The following is a 13,745-nucleotide window of genomic DNA, read 5'->3' on the forward strand; positions in this document are numbered from 1 at the left end:
GCATTAGAATTGAGATTAATTATCATTAGCAACAAGCCAAGTAGAGATCTCGTTAATGCAGGCGCACTGGATATACCGTTTTATAAGCCCGAAGCAATTTGTTTTGAATGTCTCAGTACTGCTGCTGGGCTTATCGTGTTTGCTTCCAGCGACTAGTCAGGCCGAGATGAGTGATGACGGCTGGGCTCAGATGCGTCAATTGGCACAGCTGGCCGAATACATTGCTGTGGATTACGTGGAAGCCGTCAAAGATGGCCATGTGGTCAATGACGGTGAATATCAGGAAATGCTGGAGTTCTCCCAGCTCATTGTGACGAATATTTCTGAGATTCAGGATAAATCAGCCGACGCTGGCGACCTGACAGATCAGGCCAAGGCTTTACAGGAAGCCATCCAGAACAAACAGGCTATTGAAACAATTCGGCAAATGAGCGGCAGCCTGCGGGGTACGTTGTTGGCACTGATGCCGCAGTCGTCCCTGCCGGATCATCTGTTGTCGAAAGCGACCGTCAAAGGGTTGTATGAGAGCCAGTGCGCTTCTTGCCATGGCGCAGCCGGTGGGGGCGATGGTGTGATGGCCGAACAGCTGGAGCCCGCTCCAACCGATTTCACCAGCAAAGAGCGAGCCTTGAACCGGTCACTTCTGGGCCTGTACGACGCCATATCCAATGGCATAGCCGATACCGCAATGCCGGCATTTACCCAACTGACGGAAGAGCAACGCTGGTCGCTGGCGTTCCACGTCGGCGGATTGGCATTTCAATCCGGCGCTGAGGTTACAGGCGAGGCACCTGGCGTCACCTTGTCACAGATGGTTAACCACACGCCGGCGCAACTCGCTGCAGAACACCCGGATATGACGCAGAAGGGGATCGAACGGCTGCGCGCAAAGCCAGAACTGTTATTCCAGGAATCGACCAATCCTCTGAAAATCACCCGCGACCAACTGCTGCTAGCACAAGAGGCACACCAGCGCGGCGATTATCAGACAGCACAAGCACTGGCGGTCAGCGCTTATCTGGATGGCTTTGAATTGGTCGAAAACAGCCTGGATGCGCAGGATAAAGCACTCCGCCAGACGCTCGAAGCCGATATGATGGCGATAAGACAATTATTGAAGCAGGCACAGCCCCCGGGCGAGGTGGAAAGCGCTGTGGGCCGGACGCTGGCAAGGTTGGATGATGCGGATCGATTGCTTTCGGAATCTACCTTGTCCAATGCGACCCTGTTCAGTGCCAGCTTGGTGATCCTGTTGCGGGAGGGGCTTGAAGCCTTGCTCGTGGTCATTGCCCTGGTTACTGTGCTGGTGCGAACCGGTCGGCGTGACGGACTTCGGTATGTACATTTGGGTTGGGTAACGGCATTGGTGGCCGGAGTTGCGACCTGGGCTGCCGCGCAGTCCCTGGTCAGTATCAGCGGTGCCAGTCGCGAAGTCATGGAAGGTGTTGCGGCCCTATTGGCGGCGGTCGTGTTGCTCTATGTCGGCATCTGGATGCACAGTAAAACCCATGCTACCCAGTGGCAGGCCTATATCCAGCAGCACATCAACTCCCACCTGACTGCGGGTACCCTGTGGGGCCTTGCGCTGCTGGCATTTATTGCGGTTTATCGTGAAGTCTTTGAAACGGTCTTGTTTTATCAGGCGCTGCTGACCCAGGCTGCAGCCGCTCAATATTCATCCGTATTCAGCGGCTTTGTAGCCGGCACTGCTTTGCTGGCGGTATTGGCCTGGTTGCTGGTGCGTTATTCAGTGAAATTACCCATTGCCAGATTCTTTTCCGTCACCACCTACCTGTTGCTGGCCCTGGCGTTTATCCTCATGGGTAAGGCGATGTCGGCACTTCAGGAAGCGGATCTTATCGGTATTACCCCATTGCCTGTCAGTTTTGAATTCGATTGGGCCGGCGTCAAATCCACCTGGCAGGGGATCCTGGCGCAATTGTCGGTACTGGTGGTTTTCCTGGTCTTTCTGGGGTTGGCGAGAAGGCAGCGGAAAAATGCCCCTGTTGCAGAACGTTCAGGAGAGTTTTTGGAACCGGGTGTCACCCGCTCGAAACCGGAGTAGCCGACAAATTCCGCAATATGCCGCACTGCTTCACTGTCCGACGGTTTGAGCAACTGCGGCGCAGCTTTCTCAGTTGCTCGTTTAGCTTGGTGAGCTCCTGGATACGCGCCTCCACCTGCTCGATATGCCTATCCATCATCCGATTCACATCATCACATTGCGCACCTGGAGAACGGTTTAAAGCCAAAAGCTGCCGGATCTCCGGCAAACTGAGATCCAGGCTGCGACAGTGTTTGATGAACAGCAATTGCTCAACGGCAGCTTCATCGTACAGGCGAAAATTACCTTCACTGCGTTCTGCGGAGGCAATCAATTGTTCCTTTTCATAATGCCGGATGGTTTGCACGGAGCAGCCAGTCACTTTCGACAGTTCGCCGATTTTTATCATCTCTCAATATTCCGATTGACTCTATAGTTGTTATAGAGTTTATAGTGACCGTCTGTACATCCTCAAGGGCTTTTTCAATGTCTGACCCGTGCAATGACGGCTGCCAGAGCGCGAAGGTTGCCAATGTCCCCGCCTCTGGGATAGCGAATACTGATACGGCTTTTCAACATGGCTATGTCAGTGACTACCGGGTACCAAAAATGGACTGCCCGTCGGAAGAGGGGATGATCCGCATGGCCTTGGACAGTATTGAGCCCCGGGTTTTACTGGAGTTCGATACACCGAATCGGAAGGTGCGGGTATTCCATGGCGACAATGGGGCTGCCATCGAGGAGAGGATGCGCTCCCTGGGGCTGGGTGCCACGCTCGAAAAAACCACCCCGGTGGGGGAAGAGGATTTAGTCCTGGCCAGGGAGAAGGAAGAGGCAACCGCCCAGGTCGAAGCCGGTATACTGAAGTGGTTGCTGGCCATCAACGGCGTTATGTTCGTGGTTGAACTGACAGTAGGCTGGCTGGCGCAATCCACTGGCTTGATCGCGGATTCTTTGGACATGTTTGCTGATGCCGCCGTCTACGGCGTGGCACTGTATGCCGTTGGACACAGTGTGCGGATGAAGCTGCGCGCGGCGCATTTTTCCGGTTGGCTGCAGTTGATTCTGGCGCTGGGAGTCCTGGCTGAAGTCGGGCGGCGATTTGTCTTCGGCAGCGAACCTGTATCCGCGTTAATGATGGGTTTTGGTCTTGTGGCCCTGGCGGCCAACGTCTGGTGTCTGGTGCTTATCGCAAGAAACCGGCACGGCGGTGCACACATGAAAGCAAGTTGGATCTTTTCCGCTAATGATGTCATCGCCAATGTGGGGGTTATCGTCGCCGGTGTATTGGTCGCCTGGACGGGCTCCCGTTATCCCGACCTGGTCATTGGTCTGATCATCGGGCTGATTGTGCTGAATGGCGCCCGGCGTATTCTGCAACTGCGCTATTAGTCCTGGCCCTTTCTCGCTGCTCGGATTCATGCCGGCAAAATTCCGCGCCTGGGCGGCCTATTAAAATAGTCGCCGCTCTCGCCGATGCTTATGGAGAATTTTCTGTCAACCGTGCCCATAGGTGTGGGCATCCTTGTGCATGTGGTCCGGGTGCTCGAATTCCAGTGTTGAATGACTAATGTTGAATTCCTGCGCCAGAGCCTGTTTTATCCTGTATTTGATATTCTCAAGCTGATCCCATGCACTTTCCTCGATAATCACATGGGCCTCCAGCGAGGCATCGTGTTCGCCCATCTGCCAAAAATGCACGTGATGAAGATCGATAACGCCTTCGATGTTGGACAGGGCAACAATGACGGCATCGGTATCGATATCCACCGGGCTGCCCAGCATGAGGGTTCTGATAGTACCGCCGATTTCTGTCAGACCCAGGTAGAGAATGTAGCCCGCGATGCCGATGGTGATGGCAGGATCAACCCAGCGCATGTCGTAGAGTAAAATAAGGGTCCCGCCAATGACCACGGCGACCGACGCGAGCGCATCCGACAGATTGTGAAGAAACAGTGCGCGGATGTTGACGCTGTCTTTTTGCATCGAATAGGTGAGCAACGCTGTCAATGCGTCCACGGCCAAGGCGATACCACCAAGCCAGACGACCCACCAGCCCTTTACCTCTGGAGGATCGATTATCCGCATGCCACCTTCGTAAATCAGGTAGAACCCGATAATAATCAAGGTAGTGTAGTTGATGAGGGCTGCAACGATTTCAATGCGTCCGTAACCAAAGGTCATCTTTGCGTCAGCCGGGCGGCGCGCAATTTTTTGCGCCGCGAACGCGATGACGAGTGACGCCATGTCTGAAAAATTATGCAAGGCGTCCGCGATAAGGGCGAGACTACCGGCAAAGATACCTCCCCCAATCTGAGCCAGGGTCAGGATCCCGTTCGCCCAGATGGCGATAGCAACGCGTTTTTCTTTGGTCTCGGGGGGCATATGCACATGGTCGTGGCTCATTGGTTTAACCTTGTTAGGGGCTATTTATAAAGAGGCATCTGCTGTATTCAGCTTACTCTGTGCCTGGTCGCCTGTGCCTTGGTGACTTTGTGGAATTTGGGCCATTGGCTACTCATCCTTTTTGACAGTTTTCAGGAATTCCGCGAGGCTGTCTTCGGTCGTTTTTTTGTTCGGGAATGGCCCGATATTTTGACCTTCACGGGTTAAAAAATACCAGTCACTGTTAATGGCGTGGATGCGATGGGTTCGAAAGTGTGGAGCTTCCTTCGGGTCATCTTTTCGTTGCTTGGGTGAATCGTTCATAGTCTTTCCAGGATATAAACCGCAATAAAAGAACGTTGAAAAAATCATGGGGAGATCCCTCCCCCATGATGGAGTGTTGGTTAACTATCAGTGTCGTGCTTAGTGTCACCTGTGGGCGTGGAGTTACTGGCACTTCTGCCATGCAACAACGCATAGAGCACAGGGAGTACAAACAACGTCAACAGGGTGGACGAGATAATCCCGCCGATCACTACGGTCGCCAGAGGACGCTGTACTTCGGCGCCGGTGCCGGTATTGAGGGCCATGGGCACAAAGCCGAGACTAGCGACCAAAGCGGTCATCAATACCGGCCGTAAGCGGATCAGGGCGCCTTCGACAATGGCCTTCATCAGGTCACCCTGCTCGTGCCACAGATCGCGGATAAAGGCGATCATCACCAAGCCGTTTAACACCGCCACCCCGGAGAGGGCGATAAAGCCAACACCCGCCGAGATCGACAGGGGCATGTCTCGCAGCCACAGGGACAGAACCCCGCCGGTGAGGGCCAGTGGCACGCCGGTGAAGATGATCAAGGCATCCTTGAGGGAGCCGAAGGCCATCACCAAGAGTGCGAGGATGATGGCGAGGGTCACGGGCACCACGATGGCAAGCCGCTGACTGGCGGACTGCAGTTGCTCGAAGGTCCCGCCGTAATCCAGCCAGTATCCGGGAGGTAGGTCCACGTCGTCCGCAATGCGCGCCTGTGCTTCCTCGACAAATCCGCCCAGGTCGCGGTCCCGCACGTTGGCGGTGACCACCACCCGACGCTTGCCGTTTTCCCGGCTGATCTGGTTGGGCGCCGGAGCCAGCTCCAGCTCGGCCACTTCCGACAGGGGCACATAGCCGCCGTCCGGCAGGGGGACTGGCAGGTCCGCGAGGCTGTCCACATCCCGGCGGATGTCTTCGGGCAGACGCACCACCAACTGGAAGCGGCGGTCGCCTTCGTAAATCAGGCCGGCGTTTTCGCCCCCGACACCGGCTGCCACCAGATCCTGGAGATCATCCACTGTCAGCCCGTAGCGGGATAGCGCCATGCGCTTGGGGTGTACCGACAGCATGGGCAGGCCGGTCACCTGTTCGACCCGGGTATCGGCAGCGCCCTCCATGGATTCCACAACCTCAAGGACGTCGTTGGCCGATGTCAGCAACTGATCCAGGTCATCGCCGAACACTTTGATACCGAGGTCGGCGCGCACGCCGGAGATCAATTCGTTGAAGCGCATCTCAATGGGCTGGGTGAACTCATACTTGTTGCCGGGAAGCATTTCCACCGCTTCTGCCATTTCCGCCACCAGTTCATCCTTGGTTTTGTCTGGATCTGGCCATTGGCTGCGGGGCTTCAAGATAACGAAGTTGTCCGCCACGCTGGGGGGCATGGGGTCGGTGGCCACTTCCGGCGTGCCGATCTTGGCGAACACCTTGTCCACCTCCCCAAAGGCCTTCAGCCGTTCTTCCAGCTGCGATTGCATCTCGATGGACTGCTCCAACCCGGTGCCCGGGATGCGCAGGGCATGGAGAGCAATATCCCCTTCATCCAGTTGCGGAATAAACTCCGAACCCAAAGTGGTCGCTAGCCAGATGCAGACCCCCACCAGCGCGGTCGCGCCGCCCAACACCAGCCAGCGGAACCTCATAGCCAACAGCAGCGCGGGCCTGTAGAGCGATTTGGCGCCGCTGATTACCGGGCTTTCCTTTTCGCTGATCTTGCCGCCCATGAAGACCGCCACAGCGGCGGGCACCACGGTGAGTGATAACACCATGGCCGACAGCAGGGCCATCACCACGGTGGCCGCCATGGGGTGGAACATCTTGCCCTCGACCCCAGTGAGGGCAAAGATCGGCAGGTACACCACGGTAATAATGGCGACACCGAACAGGCTGGGGCGAATGACCTCGTTGGTGGCCTCGAACACCAGTTGCAGTCGCTCCTTGAGGGCTAGTTGACCATTGTGCTGGGCCTGGGACAGGCGCCGGATACAGTTCTCGACGATGATGACCGCGCCGTCGACGATCAGGCCGAAGTCCAGCGCCCCCAGGCTCATCAAGTTGGCGGACACGCCAGACCGCACCATGCCGGTTATGGTGGCCAGCATCGAAAGCGGAATGACTGCTGCCGTGATCAAGGCGGCGCGCAGGTTGCCCAGCAACAGAAACAGCACCACGATGACCAGCAGGGCCCCTTCAAGCAGGTTTTTCTCCACCGTGGCGATGGCCTTGTCCACCAGCGCCGTGCGGTCGTATACCGCCTCCACCTTGACGCCGTCGGGCAGCGAGGGCTGAATGGCGTCCAGTTTCTCGGCCACCGCCTGTGCTACCGCCCGGGAGTTTTCCCCCACCAGCATCATGGCGGTGCCCATCACCGTTTCCCTGCCGTCGCGTGTGGCGGCTCCGGTGCGCAGCTCCTTGCCAATGGCCACATCAGCTACATCGGCTACCCGGACTGGCGCACCATTCCGGTTGGCAATCACCACCTTTTCAATATCGCCAATGGTGGCCAGCTGCCCGGGCGAGCGCACCAATAGCTGTTGACCGTTGCGTTCGATATAGCCGGCGCCGCGATTGGTGTTATTGGCCCGAAGGGCGCTGACCAGTTCATCCACCGTGATGCCGAACTCCAGTAGCCGTTGGGGCGACGGCGTAACGTGGTACTGCTTGTCGTAGCCGCCAATGGTGTTGACCTCGATCACGCCGGGCACCTGGGCCAACTGGGGTTTGATAATCCAGTCCTGGATCTCCCGCAGTGCCGTAGCGTCCAGCGGACTGCCATCCGCTTGAGTGGCGCCGGGCAGGGCTTCTACGGTATACATGAAGATCTCGCCAAGACCGGTGGCGATGGGACCCATCTCCGGCTCCAGGCCGGGAGGCAGTGCGCTCTTGATGGCGCCCAATCGCTCATTGATCAGATTGCGGGCGAAATAGATGTCCGTGCCTTCCTCGAACACCACCGTCACCTGGGACAGGCCGTAGCGGGACAGGGAGCGGGTGTAGGACAGGTTGGGCAGGCCGTACAAGGCCGTTTCCACCGGGAAGGTGATGCGTTGCTCTGCCTCCAGGGGCGAATAGCCCGGTGCCTCGGTGTTGATCTGTACCTGGACATTAGTGATATCCGGCACGGCGTCGATGGGCAGGCGTTGAAAGCTCCACACGCCCACGCCGACCAGCACCAGAATAAGGGATAACATTAAAAACCGCCGCTCTACCGAGAGGCGTAAGATGGCATTGATCATCATAGCCTCCTGGTTAGTGGTCGTGAGATGCGCCGGATTTTTCGATATCGGCCTTGATCAAATAACTGTTTTCCACCACATAGCGATCGCCTGCTTGCAGGCCGCCCAGCACCTCAGTCAGGTTGCCGTCGCTGCGGCCCAGCTCCAGTGGGCGGATCTCGTAGGTGTCATCCACCTGAATAAACACCACGGTCCAGTCCCGGAAGGATTGCAGGGCGCGGTTGTCAACCACCAAGGGGGCCTCCACCGTTTCCACCACGATATCCCCGGCCACCAGCAAACCCGGGGTCAGCAGTCCCTCGGCATTGTCAACTTCAACCCGGGCGAGGGTGTAGGGCGCGTTACTGGGTGCCGGCAGCAGGTGGCGTATGGTACCTTCCCGCTCGATGCCGTCAGCCTTCAGTCGGACTTTCTGGGCAATGGCAACCTCGGCCCGTTGGCCGGGGAAGACCTTGAATTCGGCCCACAGAGTGGTCAAATCGGCAATGGCGAATAGGGGTTGCTCCCCGGCCATTTCCCCGTTGCTGATCCGACGCTCAATGACGATCCCGTCGATGGGCGCGCGCAGTGCGTAGGTCTGCAGACTTTCGTTGGATTCTACTTGAGCGAGTACGTCACCACGTTCGACCCGATCGCCCAGATTGACCTTCACCTGGCTGACCACGCCCGGGAAACGGGCGCGGATCCGGGCAATCTGCTGCGGTGCCGTGGTCAGGCTGCCGTAGGTGGTGAGGCTGCGCTCGATAGCACCCGGCCCGGCTACGGCCGTTGTGATACCCGCTTTTTGGGCGATAGCCGGGGCGATCCGGGTCCGACCTTCGTGGGATTCCCAGTGCCAGCGGTAGTTCTTGCCGTCCATGGCGAGGATCACTTCTACGTCGAAGGAGTGTGGTTCGGTCACCACACCATCCCCCAGCCAGTAGTCCCCCTGGTAGGCGAAGTCGAATGTGTCCACTTGCCCGCCCAGGCGGGTGAGCTGGACATTGAGGTCAATATCATCGGTAACGGCGCGGCCATCCCTGGTGACCCAGGCCCGGTATTCCGGGGGAACGCCCTGCTCAAAGATTTGCAGTTCGACGGTGGCGTCGTTCTGTTGCAGCAGTATGCCGCCGTGAGGCCCTTTAGCCTCGGCCTGCGATTCGTCGTGTTGTTCCTCGGCGGCTTGTAAGGGACTGATGGCAAGGCAGCTGGCCACCAGAATCAGACAGAGTTGTTTTATCAGTTGCATGGTGTGAATCCTGAATTTTTGGGTTAGCGCGCCGGGGCGCCCGGGACAGTGGCGAGTGGCTGCGCCGTAAGTTGTTCGATCAACGCCTGGTTGAGCAGCGCCGTGGTGGCGGCGTCCACCAGTGCCTCCCGTGCGGAGAGCAGCTCCCGCTGTGCGGCGGTCCACTCCACATAGCTGTAGCGGCCGTTTTCATAGGCTTCGCGGGTCTGAGTGAGTGCCTCGGTCAGGTCGGGAAGCATTTGGCTGCGAATCTGCTCAACAGTCTCGATACTTTGTTGCCGCAAATGGTAGGCGTCGAACAGGCGCGAATGGAGGCGCAGCAGGGTATCCTCCCGGCGGAATCGGACCTCATCCCGCGCCGCCAGGGCGGCCTGCACCTCGCCCCGATTGCGCCGTCCGGAAAAGAGCGGTACGGAGAAACCAGCGGTCAAGGCGGTGTCATCCGTCTCTTCGAAACGCCGGATGCCGACCTGCCAACGGATGTCGCTCTCGGACTCGCTGCGCGCCAGCTGAATCTCCGCTTCGCGGATACGCTGTTCGCTGGCGTAGATTTGAATGGCTGGGCTGTCGCTGACCCGCTGGTACAGGGCATCGAAGTTGTCGGAGGAACCGAACTGGAACAGATCGCCTTCCAGAATCTGAAAGTCCGGGCTGGTATCACCCCACAGCGAAGCCAGAGCCATTTTCCGGCTCTCGTAGGTGGCTCGCAGACGGGACTGCTCAATACGACTCCGGGTGAGCGCCGCCCTGGCGCGCATGACCTCGGCCTGGGGCGCGGCACCCTGGTCGGCGCGTCGGGCGACGATCTCGTGGGTGGCCTCGGCCAGCGCCACAGCTTCAGCGGCCAGTTCGAGTTTTTCCTGCAGGGCCAGTGTGGCGACAAAGCGCTGGGTCACCTGTCCGAGCACATCCAGCGTTTCGGCCCGGCGCTCGGCCTCGACCCGCCCGTATCGTGAGTCAACCACGCTGACGCGGGCCTGACGCTTGCCGCCAAGTTCGAGGACCGATGACAAGGACAGGGTGTACTCCGCCCCGTCGACCCCTTCCAGATTGCCGCTGCCGAGGAAGTTTTCCACTTCCAGGCCGGCCTCCAGGGCAGGATTTTGATCTGCCGTAACGCGGCGACCCTCAAGGCCCTGAAGGCGAAAATCGAAGACCTGGAGGCCCGGGTTTTGCGCCATGGCCCGCGAGAGGGCCTCGGACAGAGTGAGTGGTTTGTCACCGGCATGTGCCAGGGTGGAACCGAATGCCAGCGTTAGAAGGCAAAAGGCATGGATAATAAAGTGGCACGGCATTGCGCGCCGCCCAGTTTGCATGGGCATTCTGAAAAGCATGAGGCTGCTCCTACGAAAGTCTAAATGACAGTTGTTCCCCGGGTGGGGAAGATATTCGCAGGGTCAGGAAATGGGAGGGCGGAAAAGGGAGGATTGAACCCCGGTGGTGAAGTTGGCTTGGTAGTCGGACAGTACTATTCCCGCCGTCACGCCGGAAATGTCTGTGAGGGTTCCCAGCAACACCATGTGAAAGCAGCTATGGCTGTGATGGCAATGGTCCGCTGAATGACTGGGGCTGTCGGGAGACGACTTGGTTGTCTGATTTTCGCTTTTAAAATCCGCTGATTCGTGTGAATGCGCATCATAATGTGGCATTGCGGGGTTGTGCGGTTGTGTTTCATAGGCAATAGACGCCACTGACTGCAAGGCAATCAACAGCGTCATTGCGACTATGAAACAGCGTTTAATCATGCAAGTGGTCCCGGAATTTGATCGTGAGCCTAGCAGAAAGGCAACCACATTGAAACGACTGGACCCCCATGGGGTTACGTGAGGCACTGGTGCGCTGGCCTGAGCAAATCAAGTGGAGGCGATAGTTAAATTGCGTCATCAATATCCCCATAGATAGATTGATACCGCTATTGCAGATAGCCACAGACTGATAATGACGCCTGCCGCGACCCGGCTGATCGGCGTTGGGTGGTGGAGTCTAGCGCGTTCGCGATTCTCATGAATGACAATCTTTGGAGTCATTTTTACTACCAGCCAGATGCCCGCCGGAACGATCAATAAGTCATCCAGGTAACCAATGACCGGGATGAAGTCTGGAATGAGGTCGATAGGTGAAAAAGCATAGGCACCGACGACGAAGGCCAGTATTTTGGTGTGCAGAGGGGTGCGAGAGTCCCGCGCAACCGGCCACACCGTATACATGTCCTGCCTGATATGTCTGGCCCATCTTTTTAGCTGCGTTCGCAATGTCTTCACCGGTATTTCGGAATTAATCGTTAAATGACCTATTTCAAATACGATCGCAGTATGCCGATGACATCATCGAGTTCCTGCTGACGCTGCGCCTGAGAAATGTCCTCGGCACCTAGATGTTCACGCAGATGACCTTCGAGCACTTCGGACATCAGGCCATTGATAGCACCGCGTATGGCCGCTATCTGTTGCAGTATGGCTGTGCAATCCTTGCCCTGATCCAGGGCTTTTTCAATGGCTTCTGCCTGCCCCTTAATGCGTCGAACCCGGGTTAAGAGCTTTTTTTGATCCCTGTTGGTGTGTGCCATATGCACTGTTCTCTAGTGTGTAAATATATACTGGGGTATAGTATATGTCGCGATGCATTAAGGTACCAGTCCTGTGGAAAAATTTGACAACACCATTCCTTGGCAGCACTCCCATATTTTTGATGACGGCAATCCGTTAGCGGAACGAAACACCCGGTGGGCCGTTTGGCTCACCGCAATTACCATGGTGGTGGAAATCGCCGGGGGATGGATTTACAACTCCATGGCGCTATTGGCCGATGGTTGGCACATGAGTTCCCATGCCATGGCGTTGGGTTTGTCGGTCCTGGCTTACGGCGCAGCACGGCGTTTGGCCCATAGCAAACGCTTCGCCTTCGGCACCTGGAAAATTGAAATCCTGGGCGGCTATACCAGTGCGATTTTGTTGGTCGGAGTCGCCGGGTTGATGTTGTTTCAATCCGTTGAACGCTTGCTGGCACCGAGCCCCATTCACTATGACCAGGCGATCCTGATTGCCATGGTAGGTTTGTTGGTCAATCTCACCTGTGCCTGGTTATTGAAAGATGGTCATGCTCATCATCATGGCACGGATAGCCACGATAGCCATCACCATCATCACGACCTCAACCTGCGTTCTGCCTATCTACATGTCATGACCGATGCGGCAACCTCTCTATTGGCCATTGTCGCCTTGTTTGGGGGCAAGTGGTGGGGGGCCAGTTGGCTGGACCCGGTAATGGGTATTGTGGGTGCAGGCCTGGTGTCCGCCTGGGCCTACGGGCTTTTGCGGGATACCGGTCGCGTGCTTCTGGATGCAGAAATGGATGCGCCTGTGGTGGCGGAGATACACGATGCCATCAAGTCGGCGCCGGTAGAGGCGGCAATATCGGATTTGCATGTCTGGCGAGTAGGGAAGGGGAGCTACGCGTGCATCTTGTCGCTCGTGGTGGATGAAACCGTAGCGCCTGACGATATCAAACGGTATTTAGGCGTACACAAAGAGCTTGCTCATGTGACCGTGGAGTTGAATCAAGTCAGAGGGTAGCCAGCCGGAATCATCCTGATCTTTGATGCGCTGCCAAATCTTCGATGATTGCATCGTGAGTAGATAGGGATGCATGGGCCTTTTCGAGATGCGGATCTGCTGCTGCCATCATGGAGTAACTGCCTCAAACCCCTCGTGGAGGGATGCGATCAGTGGGCAGGTGACATTGTCCTTCTGGGTGCAGCACTCCTCGACGAGTTGGTCGAGCACGCCTTCAATTTGCTGAAGACTGCGGATCTTGTCTCGCACGTTGCCCAGCTTGCGCTCGCCCAGTGCTTTGGCCTCGTCGCAATGGGTGCCGTCTTCGAGTTTCAGCAGTTCTCCGATTTCCTCCAGACTGAATCCCAGCCATCGCGCCCTGCGGATGAATCGAAGCCGTGCCAGCGCGTCCTCGTCGTAGCGGCGAATCCCGCCTAAGGGCTTCTCAGGCTCTGTCATCAGCCCCAGCCGCTGGTAGTAGCGAATAGTTTCGACGTTTATCTCTGCGGCCTTGGCCAGACTGCCGATGGTCATGGATGTGTTTTGAGAACCGGACACGTTGCTTGACTCCGTAGTCGACTACGGAGATAAGCTTGCCACAGTGGTGAATAAAACAACAGGAGGTTTGCCCATGCCTGAATCCAAACCGGGACGCGGTTCGTTGCTTGCCGGGGGTGTCGCAGCCTTGCTGGCCTCTGCCTGTTGCCTGGTACCGTTGGTGTTGGTGGTGCTGGGGTTTTCCGGCGCCTGGATCGGTAATTTAACCGCATTGGAACCCTATCGTCCCTGGTTTCTGGGCGCTGCCCTGGTGGCCATGGTGTTGGCCTGGCGCCAGATATACCGGCCCACCAGGGCTTGTGAACCCGGCGATGTGTGCGCTGCACCCAGGGTGCATGGCGTTTACAAAGCCGCCTTCTGGTTCGTAGCGTTACTGATCGCCATCGCTGCGGTGTTCCCCTATGTCCTACCCCTGTTTTACTGAGAGG

The 13,745-nt window shown here is 57.2% G+C and carries 14 protein-coding genes; 4 read left to right on the plus strand and 10 right to left on the minus strand.

Translation table 11 applies throughout. From position 1 onward, the window contains the following. Window positions 1–103 precede the first annotated feature (103 nt). Window positions 104–2,065: a cytochrome c/FTR1 family iron permease gene (locus Q8A57_RS06010; protein ID WP_305170072.1), complete on the plus strand. Its 1,962-nt coding sequence runs from the start codon at window positions 104–106 to the stop codon at window positions 2,063–2,065. Here the strand turns inward: Q8A57_RS06010 and cadR are convergent. Further along, window positions 2,043–2,450: a Cd(II)/Pb(II)-responsive transcriptional regulator gene (gene cadR / locus Q8A57_RS06015; protein ID WP_305170165.1), complete on the minus strand. Its 408-nt coding sequence runs from the start codon at window positions 2,448–2,450 to the stop codon at window positions 2,043–2,045. The genes Q8A57_RS06010 and cadR overlap by 23 nt on opposite strands. A gap of 80 nt (window positions 2,451–2,530) precedes the next feature. Between cadR and Q8A57_RS06020 the strand changes: the two genes are divergently transcribed. Then, complete coding sequence (locus Q8A57_RS06020) at window positions 2,531–3,436, plus strand: cation transporter (protein WP_369427786.1); 906 nt, start codon at window positions 2,531–2,533, stop codon at window positions 3,434–3,436. A 105-nt stretch (window positions 3,437–3,541) separates the two neighbouring features. Here the strand turns inward: Q8A57_RS06020 and Q8A57_RS06025 are convergent, their stop codons facing one another. From Q8A57_RS06025 to Q8A57_RS06060, 8 genes are all read right to left on the minus strand, one after another. Next, window positions 3,542–4,450 carry a cation diffusion facilitator family transporter gene (locus Q8A57_RS06025; RefSeq protein ID WP_305170073.1) on the minus strand — a complete coding sequence of 303 codons (909 nt, stop codon included), beginning with the start codon at window positions 4,448–4,450 and terminating at the stop codon, window positions 3,542–3,544. 108 nt (window positions 4,451–4,558) lie between these two features. After that, window positions 4,559–4,753, minus strand: a complete 195-nt coding sequence (locus Q8A57_RS06030; protein WP_305170074.1) for a DUF6316 family protein — start codon at window positions 4,751–4,753, stop codon at window positions 4,559–4,561. 80 nt (window positions 4,754–4,833) lie between these two features. Beyond that, window positions 4,834–7,980 (minus strand): efflux RND transporter permease subunit, encoded by a 3,147-nt coding sequence (locus Q8A57_RS06035; RefSeq protein ID WP_305170166.1) that lies wholly within the window; start codon window positions 7,978–7,980, stop codon window positions 4,834–4,836. A gap of 13 nt (window positions 7,981–7,993) precedes the next feature. Continuing rightward, window positions 7,994–9,208, minus strand: a complete 1,215-nt coding sequence (locus Q8A57_RS06040; protein WP_305170075.1) for an efflux RND transporter periplasmic adaptor subunit — start codon at window positions 9,206–9,208, stop codon at window positions 7,994–7,996. A 23-nt stretch (window positions 9,209–9,231) separates the two neighbouring features. Further along, window positions 9,232–10,542: a TolC family protein gene (locus tag Q8A57_RS06045; protein WP_305170076.1), complete on the minus strand. Its 1,311-nt coding sequence runs from the start codon at window positions 10,540–10,542 to the stop codon at window positions 9,232–9,234. Window positions 10,543–10,605: 63 nt separating this feature from the next. Continuing rightward, window positions 10,606–10,953 carry a hypothetical protein gene (locus Q8A57_RS06050; RefSeq protein ID WP_305170078.1) on the minus strand — a complete coding sequence of 116 codons (348 nt, stop codon included), beginning with the start codon at window positions 10,951–10,953 and terminating at the stop codon, window positions 10,606–10,608. Window positions 10,954–11,091: 138 nt separating this feature from the next. After that, window positions 11,092–11,406: a YkvA family protein gene (locus tag Q8A57_RS06055; RefSeq protein WP_439651644.1), complete on the minus strand. Its 315-nt coding sequence runs from the start codon at window positions 11,404–11,406 to the stop codon at window positions 11,092–11,094. Between the two features lie 92 nt (window positions 11,407–11,498). Beyond that, the gene (locus tag Q8A57_RS06060; protein ID WP_123182368.1) at window positions 11,499–11,774 is read right to left on the minus strand and encodes a metal/formaldehyde-sensitive transcriptional repressor; all 276 of its coding nucleotides are present in this window, start codon (window positions 11,772–11,774) and stop codon (window positions 11,499–11,501) included. Between the two features lie 73 nt (window positions 11,775–11,847). Between Q8A57_RS06060 and dmeF the strand changes: the two genes are divergently transcribed. After that, window positions 11,848–12,780, plus strand: coding sequence for a CDF family Co(II)/Ni(II) efflux transporter DmeF (gene dmeF / locus Q8A57_RS06065; protein ID WP_022960218.1), 933 nt, complete (start codon window positions 11,848–11,850; stop codon window positions 12,778–12,780). Between the two features lie 108 nt (window positions 12,781–12,888). Here dmeF and merR read toward each other — a convergent pair whose 3' ends face one another. Further along, window positions 12,889–13,293 (minus strand): Hg(II)-responsive transcriptional regulator, encoded by a 405-nt coding sequence (gene merR / locus Q8A57_RS06070; RefSeq protein ID WP_305170081.1) that lies wholly within the window; start codon window positions 13,291–13,293, stop codon window positions 12,889–12,891. A 97-nt stretch (window positions 13,294–13,390) separates the two neighbouring features. On the opposite strand from merR, the gene merT reads away from it, so the two are divergent. Beyond that, window positions 13,391–13,741 (plus strand): mercuric ion transporter MerT, encoded by a 351-nt coding sequence (gene merT, locus Q8A57_RS06075; RefSeq protein ID WP_022960220.1) that lies wholly within the window; start codon window positions 13,391–13,393, stop codon window positions 13,739–13,741. Window positions 13,742–13,745 lie beyond the last annotated feature (4 nt).

Source organism: Porticoccus litoralis, assembly GCF_030676955.1.
Lineage (GTDB): Bacteria > Pseudomonadota > Gammaproteobacteria > Pseudomonadales > Porticoccaceae > Porticoccus > Porticoccus litoralis.

Bases quoted from the DNA above. Each gene is read 5' to 3' on its own strand.
- Q8A57_RS06020 (WP_369427786.1), top strand. From the start codon at position 2,531: ATGTCTGACCCGTGCAATGACGGCTGCCAGAGCGCGAAGGTTGCCAAT.
- Q8A57_RS06025 (WP_305170073.1), bottom strand. From the start codon at position 4,450: ATGAGCCACGACCATGTGCATATGCCCCCCGAGACCAAAGAAAAACGC.
- Q8A57_RS06030 (WP_305170074.1), bottom strand. From the start codon at position 4,753: ATGAACGATTCACCCAAGCAACGAAAAGATGACCCGAAGGAAGCTCCA.
- Q8A57_RS06035 (WP_305170166.1), bottom strand. From the start codon at position 7,980: ATGATCAATGCCATCTTACGCCTCTCGGTAGAGCGGCGGTTTTTAATG.
- Q8A57_RS06040 (WP_305170075.1), bottom strand. From the start codon at position 9,208: ATGCAACTGATAAAACAACTCTGTCTGATTCTGGTGGCCAGCTGCCTT.
- Q8A57_RS06045 (WP_305170076.1), bottom strand. From the start codon at position 10,542: ATGCTTTTCAGAATGCCCATGCAAACTGGGCGGCGCGCAATGCCGTGC.
- Q8A57_RS06050 (WP_305170078.1), bottom strand. From the start codon at position 10,953: ATGATTAAACGCTGTTTCATAGTCGCAATGACGCTGTTGATTGCCTTG.
- Q8A57_RS06060 (WP_123182368.1), bottom strand. From the start codon at position 11,774: ATGGCACACACCAACAGGGATCAAAAAAAGCTCTTAACCCGGGTTCGA.
- merR (WP_305170081.1), bottom strand. From the start codon at position 13,293: ATGACCATCGGCAGTCTGGCCAAGGCCGCAGAGATAAACGTCGAAACT.
- merT (WP_022960220.1), top strand. From the start codon at position 13,391: ATGCCTGAATCCAAACCGGGACGCGGTTCGTTGCTTGCCGGGGGTGTC.